This is a genomic window from Paenibacillus sp. DMB5, from assembly GCF_001517085.1.
Classification (GTDB): Bacteria; Bacillota; Bacilli; order Paenibacillales; family Paenibacillaceae; genus Paenibacillus_AQ.
Map to the genome: position 1 here is coordinate 1 of NZ_LRAC01000087.1, position 16,544 is coordinate 16,544.

Annotated in this window: 21 protein-coding genes and 1 other RNA gene; 19 read left to right on the top strand and 3 right to left on the bottom strand. The window is 47.7% G+C overall.

Translation table 11 applies throughout. The annotated features are described in order from the left end of the window. The 3 genes from AWJ19_RS35140 to ssrA all read left to right on the top strand — a co-directional run. Positions 1-230 (top strand): hypothetical protein (locus AWJ19_RS35140; RefSeq protein WP_157889963.1); only part of this gene is annotated, 230 nt, incomplete at its 5' end. A 744-nt stretch (positions 231-974) separates the two neighbouring features. After that, entirely contained in the window at positions 975-1,454 is a 480-nt protein-coding gene (gene smpB, locus AWJ19_RS08190; protein WP_039869079.1) for an SsrA-binding protein SmpB, read from the top strand. 196 nt (positions 1,455-1,650) lie between these two features. After that, positions 1,651-2,015: a transfer-messenger RNA gene (gene ssrA / locus AWJ19_RS08195) on the top strand. Positions 2,016-2,042: 27 nt separating this feature from the next. Here the strand turns inward: ssrA and AWJ19_RS08200 are convergent. Continuing rightward, positions 2,043-3,512, bottom strand: a complete 1,470-nt coding sequence (locus tag AWJ19_RS08200; protein ID WP_068722772.1) for a recombinase family protein — start codon at positions 3,510-3,512, stop codon at positions 2,043-2,045. 56 nt (positions 3,513-3,568) lie between these two features. Between AWJ19_RS08200 and AWJ19_RS08205 the strand changes: the two genes are divergently transcribed. After that, complete coding sequence (locus AWJ19_RS08205; protein ID WP_068722775.1) at positions 3,569-3,886, top strand: LytTR family DNA-binding domain-containing protein; 318 nt, start codon at positions 3,569-3,571, stop codon at positions 3,884-3,886. 158 nt (positions 3,887-4,044) lie between these two features. Here AWJ19_RS08205 and AWJ19_RS33920 read toward each other — a convergent pair whose 3' ends face one another. Both AWJ19_RS33920 and AWJ19_RS08210 read right to left on the bottom strand, forming a co-directional pair. After that, positions 4,045-4,275: a helix-turn-helix transcriptional regulator gene (locus tag AWJ19_RS33920; RefSeq protein ID WP_347231091.1), complete on the bottom strand. Its 231-nt coding sequence runs from the start codon at positions 4,273-4,275 to the stop codon at positions 4,045-4,047. Between the two features lie 191 nt (positions 4,276-4,466). Then, positions 4,467-4,856: a helix-turn-helix domain-containing protein gene (locus AWJ19_RS08210; RefSeq protein ID WP_068722777.1), complete on the bottom strand. Its 390-nt coding sequence runs from the start codon at positions 4,854-4,856 to the stop codon at positions 4,467-4,469. Positions 4,857-5,070: 214 nt separating this feature from the next. Between AWJ19_RS08210 and AWJ19_RS35715 the strand changes: the two genes are divergently transcribed. The 15 genes from AWJ19_RS35715 (at position 5,071) to AWJ19_RS08305 (ending at position 16,511) form a co-directional block, all read left to right on the top strand. Beyond that, positions 5,071-5,388, top strand: a complete 318-nt coding sequence (locus AWJ19_RS35715) for a helix-turn-helix transcriptional regulator (protein ID WP_198536520.1) — start codon at positions 5,071-5,073, stop codon at positions 5,386-5,388. Between the two features lie 465 nt (positions 5,389-5,853). After that, a complete protein-coding gene (locus tag AWJ19_RS08220) occupies positions 5,854-6,192 on the top strand; it encodes a hypothetical protein (protein WP_068722781.1) in 339 nt (112 codons plus the stop codon). A 93-nt stretch (positions 6,193-6,285) separates the two neighbouring features. Then, on the top strand, positions 6,286-6,690 hold the full coding sequence (locus AWJ19_RS08225) for a hypothetical protein (RefSeq protein ID WP_068722783.1): 405 nt from the start codon (positions 6,286-6,288) through the stop codon (positions 6,688-6,690). Next, positions 6,683-7,072 carry a hypothetical protein gene (locus tag AWJ19_RS08230; protein ID WP_068722785.1) on the top strand — a complete coding sequence of 130 codons (390 nt, stop codon included), beginning with the start codon at positions 6,683-6,685 and terminating at the stop codon, positions 7,070-7,072. Before AWJ19_RS08225 ends, AWJ19_RS08230 begins: the two co-directional genes overlap by 8 nt. Positions 7,073-7,189: 117 nt before the next feature. Beyond that, positions 7,190-8,365, top strand: a complete 1,176-nt coding sequence (locus AWJ19_RS08235; RefSeq protein WP_068722787.1) for a hypothetical protein — start codon at positions 7,190-7,192, stop codon at positions 8,363-8,365. Positions 8,366-8,646: 281 nt separating this feature from the next. Next, the gene (locus AWJ19_RS08240) at positions 8,647-9,033 is read left to right on the top strand and encodes a hypothetical protein (RefSeq protein ID WP_068722790.1); all 387 of its coding nucleotides are present in this window, start codon (positions 8,647-8,649) and stop codon (positions 9,031-9,033) included. Between the two features lie 12 nt (positions 9,034-9,045). Beyond that, positions 9,046-10,611: a PcfJ domain-containing protein gene (locus AWJ19_RS08245; protein ID WP_068722792.1), complete on the top strand. Its 1,566-nt coding sequence runs from the start codon at positions 9,046-9,048 to the stop codon at positions 10,609-10,611. After that, positions 10,608-11,600 (top strand): DUF3102 domain-containing protein, encoded by a 993-nt coding sequence (locus AWJ19_RS08250; RefSeq protein ID WP_068722793.1) that lies wholly within the window; start codon positions 10,608-10,610, stop codon positions 11,598-11,600. The genes AWJ19_RS08245 and AWJ19_RS08250 overlap by 4 nt, the downstream gene beginning before the upstream one ends. Before the next feature lie 4 nt (positions 11,601-11,604). After that, positions 11,605-11,889, top strand: a complete 285-nt coding sequence (locus AWJ19_RS08255; protein ID WP_068722795.1) for a hypothetical protein — start codon at positions 11,605-11,607, stop codon at positions 11,887-11,889. An 88-nt stretch (positions 11,890-11,977) separates the two neighbouring features. Next, complete coding sequence (locus tag AWJ19_RS08260) at positions 11,978-12,706, top strand: hypothetical protein (protein WP_128083539.1); 729 nt, start codon at positions 11,978-11,980, stop codon at positions 12,704-12,706. A 561-nt stretch (positions 12,707-13,267) separates the two neighbouring features. Beyond that, complete coding sequence (locus tag AWJ19_RS35720; RefSeq protein WP_198536521.1) at positions 13,268-13,429, top strand: hypothetical protein; 162 nt, start codon at positions 13,268-13,270, stop codon at positions 13,427-13,429. Between the two features lie 271 nt (positions 13,430-13,700). Beyond that, entirely contained in the window at positions 13,701-14,324 is a 624-nt protein-coding gene (locus AWJ19_RS35725; RefSeq protein ID WP_068722800.1) for a hypothetical protein, read from the top strand. Between the two features lie 414 nt (positions 14,325-14,738). After that, complete coding sequence (locus AWJ19_RS08290; RefSeq protein ID WP_128083540.1) at positions 14,739-15,116, top strand: hypothetical protein; 378 nt, start codon at positions 14,739-14,741, stop codon at positions 15,114-15,116. A gap of 39 nt (positions 15,117-15,155) precedes the next feature. After that, positions 15,156-15,395, top strand: coding sequence for a hypothetical protein (locus tag AWJ19_RS08295; RefSeq protein WP_128083541.1), 240 nt, complete (start codon positions 15,156-15,158; stop codon positions 15,393-15,395). An 840-nt stretch (positions 15,396-16,235) separates the two neighbouring features. Next, a complete protein-coding gene (locus AWJ19_RS08305) occupies positions 16,236-16,511 on the top strand; it encodes an HNH endonuclease signature motif containing protein (protein ID WP_068722818.1) in 276 nt (91 codons plus the stop codon). Positions 16,512-16,544: the final 33 nt, after the last annotated feature.

The following is a 16,544-nucleotide window of genomic DNA, read 5'->3' on the forward strand; positions in this document are numbered from 1 at the left end:
GAGACGGCGCGGGCAGCGGCGAGCTGCGCGGGGTTGACGCGAACACCCGGTTCACGAGCCGGGAGGATCGCGGGGTTGAAAGCCGCGGCAGCAGCGGCAAGGACAAGGGCCGCCGCAAGAAGAAAGGCGGCGTGTTCACCAGCCCGGCTGTCACGCCGGGCGGCCAGGGCAGCGGCAACGCGGAGAACGCCGTGCGCCGCAAGAAAAAGAAGAAGAAGTCTCAGGAATAGACTGAGACTGAGGGGCGCTCCAAGCCGCTTATATGGCTGCTTGGAGCGCTTTTTTTGCATACCCCTGTTGTCTGCGGGTGTCTTAATCTGTACACACTTTCTGTGGTTAGCCTTCCTGAATTATCTGGTGCAATAATTATGCCGAGCTTACATCACAATGATTCTAACGGACTCAGATGCCGTTATTCTCTGCATATTACTCACCTGCAGCATGTTGCGGACTCCAGTGACCTTATCTGTCACCAAAGTGTGACCATTACCGCGATCCGGCATAAATAGTGTTATCTGTGTCCGTTAGAATATCAAACTGCAGGAATATCACCCAATAAGGTCCACTGAGTCCGTTACATGTACCCAATTGGGCTAAATATTAGCGTTACGATTAATCCAGTCGAATACTAAACAATGATCGCTGGACATATGTTTTTTCTGCTGGATAATCAACCTTATAGCTGTTAGGGTCTATCTCTCCTACATAATGGGTAATAACATTATGAAACGGAGTCCTCTTAAGAAGTACAACTATGCAGAAATGACCGTGTATGGAGGACGATATTGACTTGTGTCATATCGCTTTATCTACTACCTGACATATAGTTGTCAAAATGGAGATCGGCGGGTAAGTCGATGTCATGCAATGCCAATAGACGTGCTTCCTTGCGTTCACCGGATCCATTTTGATACAATATAGATCTGACACTAACTCCGCTTCCTGCGGGGAAATCGATTCAAGGAGTGACTTTCATGGGTAAAAAAGCAGACGGGAAAGTGCTCGCCCAGAACAAAAAAGCTTCCCATGATTATTTTATCGAGGACACTTTTGAAGCGGGTATGGTGCTAACCGGTACAGAGATCAAGTCGCTGCGTAATGGCCGCGCTAACATTGGTGATGCGTTCGCTACCATCCGTAATGGTGAGATTCATATCCACAACATGCATATCAGCCCTTTTGAGCAGGGTAACCGTTCCAATCCTGACGATCCCACGCGTACGCGCAAGCTGCTGATGCACAAGGTGCAGATTCATAAGCTGCTGGGCTTATCCAAACAGGATGGCTACTCGATAGTGCCGCTGAAGATCTATGTGCGTAACGGCTATGCCAAGCTGCTGATCGGCCTCGGTAAAGGTAAGAAGCAATACGACAAACGCGACTCTGCCGCCAAAAAGGACGCTCAACGCGATATCCAGCGCGCGCTGCGTGAGAAGCAGAAAATCGCCAGATAAGCTGCTAACGTGTTACGGGAAGCCGGAATTCCAGATTGCTCCTTCAATTCCTTTAACCCACGTGTTAAAGTGTTGATAAATGTGCTATACTGTGTAAGTAAGATTTTTGCTTCGTGGCAGTCCTCAGGTTAGAGGCTGCAGATTGGATCTCTCTTGCTTAGAAGATCCGCTTGATCCGAAGCGCCCTTTTTAATGAGGGGCCGTTCTTGGATTCGACGGGGGTAGTTCGAGCATGAGCAGCGAGTAGTGGGGACGCGTCCGCTTCATCAACGCTAAAGCCTATTAAACGGCAAACAACAACAAACTTACGCTTTCGCAGCTTAATAACCTGTGTGCGTGCTTCTACCCTGCATCGCCCATGTGACAGGGATAGGGGCTAACAAGTAGTGGGATACGCTGTCTGGTCTCCGCCTGGGGTCAGCAGAAGAAGATAATCAGGCTGACCCAACGTATAGCCGGTTACGGGGCGATACTCGGGTGACATCAAAACTGTGACTACACTCGTAGAAACTTATGTGCCGTTATCTTCGGACAGGGGTTCGACTCCCCTCGGCTCCATTTTTGTACTTAAAGTTTTGAGGGAAAGAGTCAAACGGTGAGGACATCAACAATCTCCCATCCGTTTGATTCTTTTTTTATTGTTATTTTGCGGAACATGGATTGTATCAACTGTTTTTGGATATCTGCCTCTATGAGGTCCCAATTATCCTTTAGATTTACCATCATATCTTTGATTTCTTCTTCAGAGTGTTCGTTTACATATAGGGATTCTTCCTGAAACTCTTCAGTCAGTTTAGAAATACGAGCCTCTTCTTCATCCATGAGAGAAGCGTAATCTGAAGGTTCCAATTTACCGTCCCCTAATGCCATCATCCAGTTTTTACGTCTCCGGTTACTGAGATCAATCTCTTTTTGGAGTTTTTTTCTATCCATCTTGCCGGAATTGTTACTCCGTTTTTCCTGCACTTTCTCGCTGGTAACCCGGAGAGATTTAAACAGCTCTTGATTCAAAGCTTTCTCCGAAATAGAGGGCGCATCACAAGTGTTGTTACTGTAGGCATTTCTGCATCTATAACTTTTGTAAAGCCGAAAGCTTCCATCCTTCAGTTTCTGTTTCGAGGAATTTCCGATGTAAGTGGCTCCGCACTTTTCACAACGTACTATCCCGCCATAAGGATAATCATAGCTGCTCTTACTCATTTGCCCTTTTGATTTGCGAATCATCATTTTCTGGACATTGTCAAAGTCTTCAGGTGAAATGATTCCCACATGCGCTCCTTCTGTAATTATTCTTCGCGATTCATCCCAATCGGCTGGTTTGAAATGATTTTGTCCTCTGTATGTTCGATTAACCAGAACAATTTTCACATACTTACTATCCCAAACACCGCCTTTCTTCCCTCTGCTATGTCCATTCATATGTTTGGCGATCCAAACGACTCCTTTTCCCTGTAAATACAGTTCAAAAACTTCGCGTACCAAAGCGGCCTCGTGGCTGACGATAGATAATATTTTATTTCCGTCAGAATCCAATTTATATCTTCCCTGATCATCAATTTCAAATTCATAGCCTAACGGGGCAACTGACATATGTAAACCGCCGTTGCTCATTTTTTTTGTTAGCCCTTTTAATGTCTCTTCTCGTAAATTATCGGAGTAAATTTCTGCAAAGATCCCATTGAAGTAGAGAAAGGCTTTTCCCATAGGGGAAATAGTGTCAATCTCCTCAGATCCAAGTGAAGCAATGACCAAGCGGGTGTTAAGTTTATTCACCAGGGCTATAAAATCATACAAATCACCGAGATTTCGGCTCAATCTGTCAAGCTTATGGACCATAATAGCTTCGAACTTTCCGGCTCTCAGATCAGTAAGCAGCTGCTGCATTCCTGGGCGTTTGCTCATTGTCTTACCACTGATACCCGGATCGGAATATACACGGTATAACTCCATTCCTTTGCGGTTGAGGAGATCCATTAATAAATCATGCTGCGCCTCCATTGAATACCCTTCCTCTGATTGTCTTTCAGTGCTAACACGAATATAAATTGCAGCCTTCATAATTTTTCCTCCTGATTGTTCTTGATTTTTGGACAGTATAACTGTGAGGTGAACTTATGAAAATTAACGTTGTTAACATTAATACTGGAAAGGTTACGTCGATTGATTCCGCAGAAACGCTATATGTTGAGTCTTATGGGAATAAGGTGTTATTACATACACGCGATCAAGTATATAGACCAGTAATAACACTTAAGGATTTTTCTTTAATGCTTTCTTCAGAGGGCTTTATTTCACTCAGCAAATCAAATGTCACCAATACAAATCGAATAGATAATTATGACGATATTAGTAAGCGAGTATTTTTCGACAAAGGACGAAAAGGGAAGAGTGTTGAAGTATCTCGAAGAAAGAGACACATAATTGAAGATTGAAAACCACTTTCACTATGTAAACGGTAATTAAGTTGCGACATTAAGTGACAGGAATATTGTTTATGCTGATCTATGATTAAGATGCGAACAGAAAAGTACGTATACGTTCTTAACTCTGCGGGGGAGTGCAGCTGGTAAGCTGCCCTTATAGTCTGCTGTTATTGGACAATCAGATCCCAGCGATATAAATCCTCCATTTTAATTTTGAGAATTCGTGATGCGTTATACATTGCATCAACGCTCATTAATCGCTGGTTTTTACACCAAAAGGATACCATGCGCTCAGACCAACCTATTAGTTGGGCAAATTGTGCTTGAGTATATCCTCTCTGATCAAGCCAATATTGCAGCTGACATCTCCCACGGGAGTATGCCAAGCGTTTCATCATCCTTTTTCAAACATTTTTTACATGGCGTTCGTATACTGTTCGCATTTTTGTGCTATACTCATTCTATAAACTTCGGCTACTCTATCAGACAGAAAGGATGTTGCATATGGATTTAGACCTAGAGAGGTACATAGAGATATTAAAAAATAAGGGTGTAGATACTAATCAAGTCGAGGAAGCTTTGGAATTAATTATTTCTTCCAGCGCTTCAGAGCAGCCTCCAGTAGCTCAATAATATCATCGGCTTCATCTTTACTAAGAGTTTTTCCTTTGTATGTCAAATTGAACTGATTTAATCTTTCAATAGGTATGTCAGCCAACTCCGATTCTTCATGAGGATCGGGGTCTTTTATTTGTTCTTCGTCTTCCATTTGATTAACATCTGAAATGCCAATTATATAATCTACAGTTGCATTCAATATAGGAACTAATTTCCCCGCAATTTCAGTTGTTAAGCGCCGTTCACCCTTTTCAATGTCATAGTAGTATTGCGGCGATATGCCAAGAGTTTTGGCGATCTCAATACCGCTTTTACCTCGCTCCTTTCTTAGTTCCTTTAGTCTATTTGGACTTCCTTCCATTTCAACATTCTCCTTTTCTTTAAGCATTTTGCTGTATAAACTATACCACTCTCTGCTTACACTTGCAATAAGCATTATGCTTATATATAGAGGAAAACAGAGCTATTAAGCGCATTAATAAGCATAATGTTTATTTTATCAGCATTTTGCTGGCTTAATCCGTTTTACTATTATACGCATTATGCTTATTATTTATTCATGGAGGTGAGCAACATTGATGAATTTTACAGAGGCAGTGACAAAAGCCATGAGTGCAACGGATACGACTCGTTCGGATCTTGCACGGAGGACTGGAAGGAGTTATCAGTACATTAGCGATCTTCTCAAGGGAAAGAGACGCTGGCACGAGAGCATTATAAATGAGGTTTTTGATGCTCTGGGGATCTCAATTGAATTTGTGAATATTGAACGGAGGGAGAATGATGCTAGTCAACTCAGTAAAGCAGGAGAAGGTAACCATCGACACCGGAATATTCCCAAGGGAGCTTCTCGAAAAAGCAGCGTCCAGCATCGCGAAAAACAGATTACTTAAAGAGAATTCAAAAGGAAAAGGACGAATAGCTTGAATTTAAGCAAATTCTGAGTCCTAAAGACCAGATAAGTCCTTCAGAAAGGAGGTAGACACCAACAAATCTAAAGTCGTATCAAGGCAGAACCCTCCGGGCCATTAAATTAGGTTCTGTCTGTCAGGTAATCGGTAGAGATATTTAGTGCGTCCGCTATGCGTACAAGGTTCTTATATCTAGGTTTAAACTTTCCTTCGATCCAGCGTTCCACCGTGGAGGGTGAAACGCCGGCAATTAGGGAAAGCAAACGAGCGTCAATTCCGCGATTTTCCATAGTGGCCGTTAACCGTTTGGAAAAATCGTCTTCAAAAAAGAAGAAAAAGAAGAAGACGCATCACTCCCTTCTGCCCGGAGGGTTCCGCCTTGATACGACGAGGCCATTACCAATATTCGACATCAAGGTCCATAAAACCTATGAAGGAGGAAGAAGTTTGAAGCTGACTAAAAACATGATCCGTAATGTCTGTGCATTTTTTCTTACGCTGCGTGACCAAGCTCAAGCTGAAGGGTTAACCCAGGCAGCTGCCAATGCAGACAAGGGTTACCGCAATTATCAGGAGCTGCTTTACCAGGCAGACGGAAAACGGCCGCCCGGGGTAGGAGCCGGACAGCCGTCATTAAGCTGGAAAATCACAATTAAGACCAGATTACCATTGATTAAGGGGGATGGCAATGCCACGGAAGAAATTAGCCCCGACTCTCTGGGAGAAACGGCACAAGCTGCGTCTGCAGCTGCGGTCCCTGTATCCCCAGCAGGCGGACTATATTAAGCAGCACGGTAGCCGGTCTGTAGAAATCGACGCTCAGATAGAGAGAGCAAAGGACGCCCTATATAAGATACATCCGGCATCGGTGCAACGCCTATGACTCATGAAGAGCTGGATTGGCATATCGAACAGAGTAACAAACTACGTGATCAGGCAAGGGCATACGATGAGGATGCGCCTGGTGCAATGGTTGAGATTGTCCGGCTGCTGACAGCGGCATACGACCTTATGGGCCGTATCTCAGCTCAGATGGACGGAGATTATGAAAAGCTCTATACCCTTCGGCAGAACACTTTCACTTTGGCCAAATCACAAGCCAAAAAGGGAGACAGGATACTGACTGCAGAGCTGGCCGTAATGGAACTCCGAAACTTGGAAGCTGATGCCTATGAACAGAAGATGTTCTGGCGTAATGAAAGAGAATCAGTCAAAGAGAAGATTTACGAACTCCGGATGCGCGTTCGTATTGATATGCAAACAGGAGGTGTGACGCATGGATAACGGAGTGTTTGGCTACCATCCGGTTCCAAAGCCGGAGCACAAGCGCGGCAAGCGTAAGCGGGGCCAGGAGACGGCTATCACCGCAAAGGTTGATAAGGAAGTTTACCGCCGGGCCGGTGAAGCGGGATATACGGTCTGTGAGCATTGCGGCTGCAGCGTACCGAGGTTTCGTTTTGAACGGTGTCACATGCTCAATGCTTCCCAATATGGGACAGGCAGAGCGCCGTGGAATATCGTCATCCTGTGCGGGCCGCGTAATGATAACGGCAGCTGCCATCACTGGGCAGACGAGACAACGGAGGGCCGCGACTGGAAGGCCCGGAAGCAGGCAGAGCTTTACCTTTACTACACGGCCGGAGAAGGCCGGCAATATTGGCAATAAGGGCATGCAGTGTGTCCGATGGACGTCCAGCGGACGTCCATCGGATAACAACGGGACAACGCGCGGATGTCCGCAGCCTGTCCTTACATTGTCCATGCAGGAGGCGGTGAATAGCAATTGAGTGAGTCAACAGAAGCCCCAAGGTTATGGATCAAGAGCTATCAAGCGACAGATCGTGACCCCATCACACGACGGTTTTGCCGTTCGACAGGGCTGAGTACCCCCGCTGCAGTAGGCACATTACACATGCTATGGTGGTGGGTGCTGGACTGGGCACAGGACGGGGATATCTCCAAATATCAGGATATTGATATCGCTGATGCGGTGAGTTTTGAGGGCGAACCCCAGGTGCTTATGAGGGCGCTTGTAGATGCCGGTTATGTCATCGAAACCCAGTCAGGGCGCGAGATTGCCAACTGGTTCAGGATCGGTGGACAGATCATTGAGTCCAAGAAAAAGGATGCTGAACGCAAGGCGGAAGCCCGGGAAAAGAAGCGTCAAAAGAAAGAAGGTCTTTCGGATGTCCGAGGGAAGTCCGGCGGACATCCTACGGACAATCCCGGGACATCCGAAGGAGTTCCAAAAGAAGTCCTCTCTATAGATAAAGATTTAGATATAGATAAAGATTTAGAACTAAATAAAGATTTAAAGATAAACGGTCATGCAGACCAAAACTCAAAAACAGAGCCAAAACAAGAACCAGATCTGAAATCCGAACCGACCGCCGAAAAGCCAAAAGCGCCGAAAGAGTCCGAAAAACCGAAAAACCCGGGTGAAAAAGGGCCGAAAGGGCGGAAAAAGCCCGAATATGCGGCCGATAGCTTGTATTTTCGGATGGCCACAGGATTCAAGGAACGTCTCGACAAGCTGGCCAAAGCCGAAGGCGTGGAAACATTGGTGCCTCGGGCGAATCTGCAGAGCTGGGCGGACGATTTCCGAAAGTTGGTTGAACTGGACAAACAGAGCGACATTCAGCAAATCGCTGATGTCATGGATTGGGTGGTTCAGGACTCGTTTTGGAAGCGAAACGTGCTCAGCGGAGAGACGTTCCGGGAAAAGTACCCGAAATTACTCCTAGCAATGAAAGAGTCGAAGAAGGCAGCAACGGGGAATAAGGGTTCCGGCGGCGCGGGCGGGGGCCGGGGATACGGCCATCAGAAGCAGGAAATCCCGATCACCCAGGACAACGGAACTGATGGCACCCCGACCGAAAGCGAATATGCGGCCATGATGCGGAGAGCAGCTGAAATAAAGGCTGAGAAGATCCGCATTAAGGAGGCAGGCGGCCGATGAGCTACCTTCTGAGATCACCAGGGATGCACCGCTGCTCATGTGGCTGGGAAGGCAGGCCGCAGCGTGACAAGAAGGCTATGAAGCCGGTCGATAAATGTCCAAAGTGTTTCGAAGTTACAGCACTCATACCATTACGGGAGATCCCCGGATATTGCTTCTGCTGCGGCGAGGCTGCCGGGAAGCTATTGATTTTAGATCACACAATGATCCGCGAGTGCCGCATATGCGGTGCCCGTCTAAATTTACACACGGTAGAGCCGTGGATATGGGAGGTAGCAGGTATGCAACAAGCAATAGACAAGCTGCAGAAGGAAATGGAAGCTTCGAAACACCCTTATGTGAAAGTGGTAGGGGAGCATGTGCTGAAGGTCCTGCAGGTCAATCCTGCGGCCGCTGAAAAGGTGCTCACAGATGGTAAAACCATCGCCGGAGCCCTGTCTGCTATGAAGTCTGAAGCGATGAAGACCAAATTTGAAGGTATGGGTATGTTGTCGGATGAAGATGGGTATGCCATCGCACTGAAGTATTACGGTTTTGACGGCAATATGGCAGTTCCTGCTTCAGCAGCACCCGCGCCTGTTACGGCAGCGCCGGTACCACCGGTTACTCCGGCTGCAGGGCCGCCAGCGTTCGACCTGGGGCTCGATGATCTGCTTGGCGGTCTGTAGAGGGGGAGCGAGATGAACACTGAATTTCATGCGCACCAGGCTCATTTTGGGCCGATCAGCAAGGAAATGACTGATTATGTGGAAAATCATGTTTTGCTCAAAAGCCGCTATTTGTTTACCAAAACCGTCATGCGTGTTCAGTTTGCATATTGCACTCATTGCAATCAGCAGCATCGACCGGAGGAACCATTGAAGCATTCTCACATTGCTTTTTGCCCTCATTGCAACTCCCAATGCATCGTAAAGAAAAGTCATGTTGGCCGCAAATATATGCAGGACAAGGCCTATGTTGTTTTTTACGAGAAATCTATCATTGATCCTCAGGTAATGACTGCGGTTGGGTTTTATGTTAGGCGGGATTATGCAGGTGACTTCAAGGATGTTAAGACTCATTACAAAGCATCCTGCAGCTATGTGTTCAAAATGAACGGTGAAAGCACCATGTACTATACCGGATATTACAGTGATACAAAGTGGTTTAAGCGGGATAAGATCGCCTCGGAGTATCCGTTATACAAAAACGGTGTTCCATGTTACTGCTCACTGGACAGCATTAAGGCGGCGATTAAAGGAACACCAATGCAGTACAGTACCTGGGAGAATTATTGGGATGGCAGCGACTCAGATATGACAAAGTTCTTCGGTCTGTATTCTAAATACCCCTGCATTGAATACCTCACAAAGCTGAAATATGAATATTTTGTCTGGGCGAAGCTTTATGATATGCGCACTTATGATGCCATTAAGTGGAGTGGTAAGACCATTGCCGAGGTTCTGCGACTCCCGAAAAGGGATATGAAGCAGTTCATGAGCAGTAAGCCTACTATCCTGGAGCGCGATGATATAGGGGCGCTCACGTTAAGGCTCTATCAGCTAACGTTGAATGATAGCAATCGGCCTGATTTTGAAGAGCTGAAGCGCATTGCATCAAGTATACGGCCGTATTTTAACCAAATGAAACCCATGTTCAAATATCAAAACGTTCGGTTCTGTGCTAGATACATTCAGAAGCAGTTGAAAAAGAACAAACGTGTTTTTAGTGATGGAACCAGTGTTGTGATGATGTGGAAAGATTACATTGACGAATGCAGGATGCTCAACCTTGATCTAAAACTAGAGGAGATCATTTTCCCGTACGATCTTGCTGCTGCTCATGAGAGCACTTCATCTCAAGTTAAAATCCATATGTCGGAGATTGAAAAGCAGCGAATCGCAAATCGTGCGAAAGAGCTGGAGATATACCGTTTTGCATGGAGAGATTACATTATCCGTCCAGCGCAATCCGGAAAGGAAATCACTGAAGAGGGGAAGATCCTGCGCCATTGTGTTGGGAGTTATGCGAAAAGCCACGCTGCCGGCGAAACGAGCATTATGATGATTCGCAAATATGCCGATCCAGATACACCGTTCTTTACGATGGAAATAAAGGATGGTCAGGTAAGGCAGGTTTATGGTTACAAGAATCTTCGGACAAGCGGAGATTTGATTGAACTCATAGATGCATTCAAAGCTGACAAGCTCGTTAAAGGCAAGAAAAAGGATAGAAAATCCAATAAACCTCAGGGGGTAGCAGTATGACGCAATTATCCATTCGTACCGTTGAAGTTATCGCAGTAGAGATCAACAGCATTAAGGAACAGACCCAACGCATTATGTTACAGGCCAGTGTAGAGATCGGCCGCCGGCTGGTTGAAGCGAAATCTATGATGCAGCATGGCGAGTGGGGTAACTGGCTGGCCGACACAGTGGATTACAGCCAGAGCACCGCGAACAACCTCATGCGGATCTTCGAAGAATACGGGACAGATCAGCTGACGCTGTTCGGGGATAACACTAATTCCCAAGCGCTTGGCAGTTTGACCTATACGCAAGCGGTGGCCCTGCTCGGTATTCCGGCAGAGGAGCGGGAAGCATTCGCTGTTGAAAACAACGTTGAGGACATGTCTACCCGGGAACTGCAGGAAGCAGTCAAGGAACGGAAACAGGCCATAGCGGAGCGGGAAGCTGCAGAAAAGGCCAAGGAGAAAGCGGAGAAGGCAGCTGAGAAAGAGCGCAAGGCCAGGGAGAAGCTGGAGAAGCAGCAAGCAGACCATGCTGCCATTGTGGAGCGCCTGCAGGAACAGCTGGATGCCGCACAAGCCGCTTCCGCTGCCGGCGATGATGGAGCAGCAGCCGCAGCAGAAGAAGCGGCAGAACAGCTTCGTGCCAGCCTGAGCAAATCCGATGAACAGCTGATCGAATCTCAACGGCGTATAAAGGAGCTGGAAGAAGCCCTGAAGGCGAAGCCGGTAGAAGTGGCCACAGCAACCGTAACCGAATTTGTTACCCCGCCGGAAGTGCTTGAGGAGTTGGAGCTGCTCCGGAAAAAGAATGGTCCGGCAGCTGAAGAAATTGCCATGTTTAAGGTACACGTCAAAAGTGTAGGGAGCGCCTTTACCGCAGCAATGAATTCAGTTGCTACCTTGCGCAGCAAAAGTGAAGAAGATGCCGACAAATGCATTGCTTCACTATCGGAACTGGTGGATCGCCTGCAGAAGTCAGTGCAACTGCTGTCCAGGAAAGAATAGGCCAATGTTTTTCTTCTTTAGCACGGATGGTCCCGGGCCGTCTGTCATCGAGGAGCTGGTAGGTGAGGAGGTACTGCTGCAAAGGCAGTACCACTCCTATCAGACCCATACAGGACAGATAAGCCATTACTACGTTCTGACGGCTTCCTGCTTGGCTGACCTTTGTATAGCGGAGGACAGCCAGTACAGCCGGGTATTCGCCCGGTACGATCGTTCCATCCTGGAGCGGGACAACTATTTCCCAGCGGCGGAAACGCTCATGAAACGCATATTTGATAAAGCAATCTGAAAGGGTGAACAGTATGGCAAAATCCACACCCGTAAGGGCTGATTTAATCAAGAAGGCATTGGCAGACCGACATAAGGATGATTTTTTCATGACAGAGGTAAAGGACGGGCCTACACAGTCCGTCCGGCATCACCTTAAGCTTGATGGCCTGGCGATTCGCAAGAGCTGGTCAAAGCCGCTCCTGTCCGGATATGAGGTCAAGGTAAGTCGAAGCGACTTTCTACGTGATGATAAGTGGATGGGTTACCTGCCACTATGCCATGAGTTTTCATTTGTCTGTCCTGCAGGGCTAATTAAGCCGGAGGAACTTCCTGAGCAGGTCGGGCTAATCTACTACAATCCGGACAAAGAGACGCTGCAAACGAAGCGTAAGGCTGTGTACAGGCTTGTTGAGATTCCAGCCAATATGCTCATGTACATCATCATGAACAGGCTGGATAATGATCGACATCCGTTCTTCTCGGATCAACGGGAGCAGATTGAGGCATATATCAAGGATAAGGCTAACCGCCATCATTTATCAGAAACCTATAAACATAAAATTGCTGCCCGGCTGGATGAGTTGGAAAAGGAAGCATCTGAGATTCGTCGGAAGCATGAACGCTTTGACCAGACTCAAGCAGTCTATGATCGGTTGCGGAAATTGGCCGATCAAGTGGGCTGCCACGGATGGTTTAGTGATAAATGGGTTGACGAGCTGGAGGAAATGGTCCTGTCCAGTGCAGTGAGCAAGGAAATTCAATATGCGGTGGATTCGGTCGAACGGAGTGTAACGAGGCTCCGGGAAGCAGTAGGCGCTAAAGCGGTGGAATTGTAATGTTCTTCTTTTTCGCAGAGACTGCTCAATTCAGGCGCGGATTGGTCTGCAGGGTTACTACCGGCAGCAGTACAGACAAGATGGTTGTAGTTCAACATGTTTCTGTATCTGATGGGGAAACAACTCTTTGGTGCTACGAGAACAAGCCGGTAACACGCCGGATTAACCACAAGGGAATTTCAGTAATTGATTTTGACCCGGCCTGTGTCACTTCTCCATTTTCGCCAAGGTTTTTAGAAATTACAGATGAGCTCCCCCTGCAGAATGATGGATGGGGTGCCCGCTATCGACGGGAAGCGTTGAAGTCACAGGCGCAGGCTGCAGCTGATCGAGAGAATGAGATACGGAAGATTCACTTATCGTCAAATCACAGATCCAGTATCAGAAGCGGGGCGTGATGTTCTTTTTCTTTGAGGAAGAGCATCCACCGTGCCAAATCATAGATTACAGAGACATATATGACCGGCTTAAAGACAAGCCAGCAGATAAATGGACGCGGGAGCTGGATCAGTTCCACGTCCTGCACCTCTGGCGATTAAATGACAGGAGGAACGATAACCCATGAAGAAGACCAAACGGCCGACGCGCCGGCAAAAGGAAGCAATGGCAGCCAAAAAGCTAAACCCGAGCAATTGGCTTGTGGAGCGGGTCAGCCCGAAAGGCATTGTAATTGTTCATCGGGATAGCGGCAAAACCAGATTCTTAGGGGCGGTGATGTCCTAATGGCTTGCGAATGCCTCAAGAAAGTCGGGGAAATGTATTCCAGCGTATATGGGGATTACGGGAAAAAGGCGGGTGCCTTAGTGAAAGCTTCTGTTTCCGTTGAAGTGGCCAAACCTGTCAAAGATGGAGCTGAGGTTAGGAGGGCCAAGCATCGCCGTGGATACTTGGCAGAAATGAGATTCTGTCCGATGTGCGGCATCGAGCTTGAGGAGTCCCGCACAAAAATTATCACTACGTATGTGAATTGGAACTTAGAGGAGGATTCGGAGTAATGAGCGATCAAGACAAAGGACTCTATAACAAATACATTGTAATCAACCGGGAGACCAGCAAAGAGGCAGAGGGGGCTTATTTCGTACTCCAGCCTGATAAGGACGCAGCTGCCCGCCCGGCACTGCTACGGTACGCTGAAGAGACGGCAGGTCAAAACGATAAGCTCGCCGCTGACCTCTGGAAATGGATTCAGAGCATTGATGCTTACGCCTGCTGCCCGGAGGATGTATTCCCGCTCCTGGATGGCACAGAACTCATATTATCGCCTGGTGATCGGGTATTGTTCCAGCGGAGCTGCCCGGGCTCCATACCTCTTACAATCGACGCTGATAGCATCTTGGATGATGTACTGCAGGCATATAAGTCCACTCTGCTGCAGCTGGGACAAGTCAGCCGGGAGCGGGACGAATGGTACAACTCATACCTGCAGGCAGTAACGGATACAGACGGCAGCTCCGATATCATCAATATGCAGGCTGAGCGGATTGCTGATCTGGAACGGGAGCTGGAAGAGTTCAAGGAAAAACATGAGGAGAAAGTACGCTACTATCAATCTGAATTGCGTGTCGCCACAAATGACCTGATGGAAGCAATCTTGAATAATGGTAGTCATCATGAATAACTGGCACTTCGCAAATAAAGACCCGGAAATAGAGCGGGCAGCTGGAGGGCAGGGAGAAATCAAGTTCTCCCGCCTCTCTCCGGAGGAGCTGGAAGCATTCCGAGCAGCGAACCCGGCGCCGGCTAATGCTAAGAAGCCCATACCCATCTATGAGTACAACAAGAGGAGGCGGGCCCGTGAGTAAGCAGCTGAACAGGCCCATGACGGTTAAGGATGTCCAGGAGGCACTGCAAGCAGGAGAGCGGCACTTTATCGCGGATGGCATCGGTGGGCAAACGGTGGTACAGGAAGTGATCAGATGGGGTAATTCATATGTCCGGTACACCACGCCACATATGAAGGACTGGATCTCCACCAATATCCGTACCTTTGCCTGGGGAGTGTTTGGAGTATACAAAGAGGGGGATTGTCCTTGTGGGAGCGGTGGTGCAGATGGAATTGTACGCAAGGGTGACAGCAGCAGAGAAGGAATTGACAAGGGAGAAGCTGGAAGAGTACCCCGAAATGGTCCGGAAAATAAGAGTCTACGGAAGTAAGGCTAGTCTGACGCTGCTGGAGGCACAGGAGCTGGAAGACTGCAGATGGAAGGTCAGAGAGATCGACGCAGCATTTGAGCTTATCTTAGATGATGAGGTAGCGGCCATTATCAAGCACCGATATGTAAATGCTCGTAAGCATAAACTGACCATTCTGCGGTACACGGCAAACAGCAGCAAGGCAACTATAAATCGGCGGATCGACGTTGGAGTTGAGACCATAGCGGAGCACCTAAAGCTGGCCGGCATCATTTGATGCCCAGTAGACGCATATGACGTAAGAAAGGGTGAGACAGTGGGGAAGCGTATGACTCATGAAGAAATTGAGGAAGCGTCCAGAATTGCGTCCGAAATCATTGCACGACATAGGCCAAAGCAACGGAGAATTACCGTTACACAAGACGATAAAGATGCGTTCAGCATGATTTGGGGCATGTACGTAAATGCGGATGAAGCTTCCGATGGCACTTGGATTTCAGATGAAGATCGGAAGAAAATAACGAAACTCCACAATAAAATTTATGGCAGAAGATGACATGCTGATGTGCAGTACGAAGATACGGCGAAATTTTGAGACAAACGTGAGACTAAGTTGAGACCAATTTGAGACAAAAACAGATTTACAGTAGGGACATAGGACGGCAACATCGTCCGGGTGTCCCTGCTGCCCCTTATCGCCGCAGGACTCGACCACGACGAATCGGTGATGAAACCTCTCCATGTCTGCAGGAGAAGTGGAGCTGTAAGCACACGTAGAGTGTAGCCGTTGCGGCGGCGTGGTGCGGGGAATGGGGGTTTAATCATACCCTCACAGCGCTCAGCCTGGGCGCTTTACGAGCGCCGTGTAATCTTGGCAGACTTCGATATTACGGCGGAAATACAGGCAAATCATTATGAATTGAGTAAGGCGCTGCAAAGAGAGCATCAACCCACCAAAGCCGTGTGAGAGTCACGGTTAGCAGCCCTTTACTGAGCGCATAATGCTCAGGATAATCCCAAACGCTTGGGAATTTAATAGTGGGAGCGGGTCGCTGAAAAGCGGCTCTTTTTGTATTCTCTAAAAGAAAGGGTGGGTAAAGTGAGAGTCAACTACAAATGTTTGACCTGTGACTGGGGGTTTACGGCTCCTGGTAACAGAGATGGAGTGTGCTGCCCAAGATGTGAGGGTCCGGTGATGCCAATCTCAGGCGATGAGCTGGAAAGAACGAGGAAGAGAACAACATCAACTAACATGAAGCTGCTCTACTTGGATAGATTGTCAGCACTGCTCGACAAAGGAGGTCTTGTACCGGATGTTCGGGGCGACATTGCGAGAAGAGCGCAGTCTGTTTGTGACAGCATTGAGAATGACCTGGGCTTGAGAGAAGGTTAATGTATGGCCAGACATCCGGAGATATACTCTGCTCCTGAATGGGGGCATGCCAGGCAGTTCGTCATCGTCAGAGCAAACGGTCTATGTGAAGAGTGCCGGCGTAAAGGGAAGGTTAAGAGCGGCAAGGATGTGGACCATATCATCGAGTTGACGGATGACAACAAGCACGATTGGAACATCGCATATAACCCTGATAACCTGCAGTATCTTTGCACAGACTGCCACAATCACAAGCATTCGCGGTCAATTGGACTTCAAAACTTCCTGCAACCACCTTAAATCCGCAGATTCTGCAGGATTTTTTCTTTTTTT

What these genes read in the sequence shown, in the direction of transcription:
- AWJ19_RS35725 (WP_068722800.1), top strand. Translation starts at nt 13,701, where the DNA reads ATGAGCGATCAAGACAAAGGACTCTATAACAAATACATTGTAATCAAC.
- AWJ19_RS08200 (WP_068722772.1), bottom strand. Translation starts at nt 3,512, where the DNA reads ATGAAGGCTGCAATTTATATTCGTGTTAGCACTGAAAGACAATCAGAG.
- AWJ19_RS33920 (WP_347231091.1), bottom strand. Translation starts at nt 4,275, where the DNA reads ATGATGAAACGCTTGGCATACTCCCGTGGGAGATGTCAGCTGCAATAT.
- AWJ19_RS08250 (WP_068722793.1), top strand. Translation starts at nt 10,608, where the DNA reads ATGACGCAATTATCCATTCGTACCGTTGAAGTTATCGCAGTAGAGATC.
- AWJ19_RS35720 (WP_198536521.1), top strand. Translation starts at nt 13,268, where the DNA reads ATGAAGAAGACCAAACGGCCGACGCGCCGGCAAAAGGAAGCAATGGCA.
- smpB (WP_039869079.1), top strand. Translation starts at nt 975, where the DNA reads ATGGGTAAAAAAGCAGACGGGAAAGTGCTCGCCCAGAACAAAAAAGCT.
- AWJ19_RS08245 (WP_068722792.1), top strand. Translation starts at nt 9,046, where the DNA reads ATGAACACTGAATTTCATGCGCACCAGGCTCATTTTGGGCCGATCAGC.
- AWJ19_RS08210 (WP_068722777.1), bottom strand. Translation starts at nt 4,856, where the DNA reads ATGGAAGGAAGTCCAAATAGACTAAAGGAACTAAGAAAGGAGCGAGGT.
- AWJ19_RS08305 (WP_068722818.1), top strand. Translation starts at nt 16,236, where the DNA reads ATGGCCAGACATCCGGAGATATACTCTGCTCCTGAATGGGGGCATGCC.
- AWJ19_RS08240 (WP_068722790.1), top strand. Translation starts at nt 8,647, where the DNA reads ATGCAACAAGCAATAGACAAGCTGCAGAAGGAAATGGAAGCTTCGAAA.
- AWJ19_RS08225 (WP_068722783.1), top strand. Translation starts at nt 6,286, where the DNA reads ATGACTCATGAAGAGCTGGATTGGCATATCGAACAGAGTAACAAACTA.
- AWJ19_RS08230 (WP_068722785.1), top strand. Translation starts at nt 6,683, where the DNA reads ATGGATAACGGAGTGTTTGGCTACCATCCGGTTCCAAAGCCGGAGCAC.
- AWJ19_RS08260 (WP_128083539.1), top strand. Translation starts at nt 11,978, where the DNA reads ATGACAGAGGTAAAGGACGGGCCTACACAGTCCGTCCGGCATCACCTT.
- AWJ19_RS08205 (WP_068722775.1), top strand. Translation starts at nt 3,569, where the DNA reads ATGAAAATTAACGTTGTTAACATTAATACTGGAAAGGTTACGTCGATT.
- AWJ19_RS08255 (WP_068722795.1), top strand. Translation starts at nt 11,605, where the DNA reads ATGTTTTTCTTCTTTAGCACGGATGGTCCCGGGCCGTCTGTCATCGAG.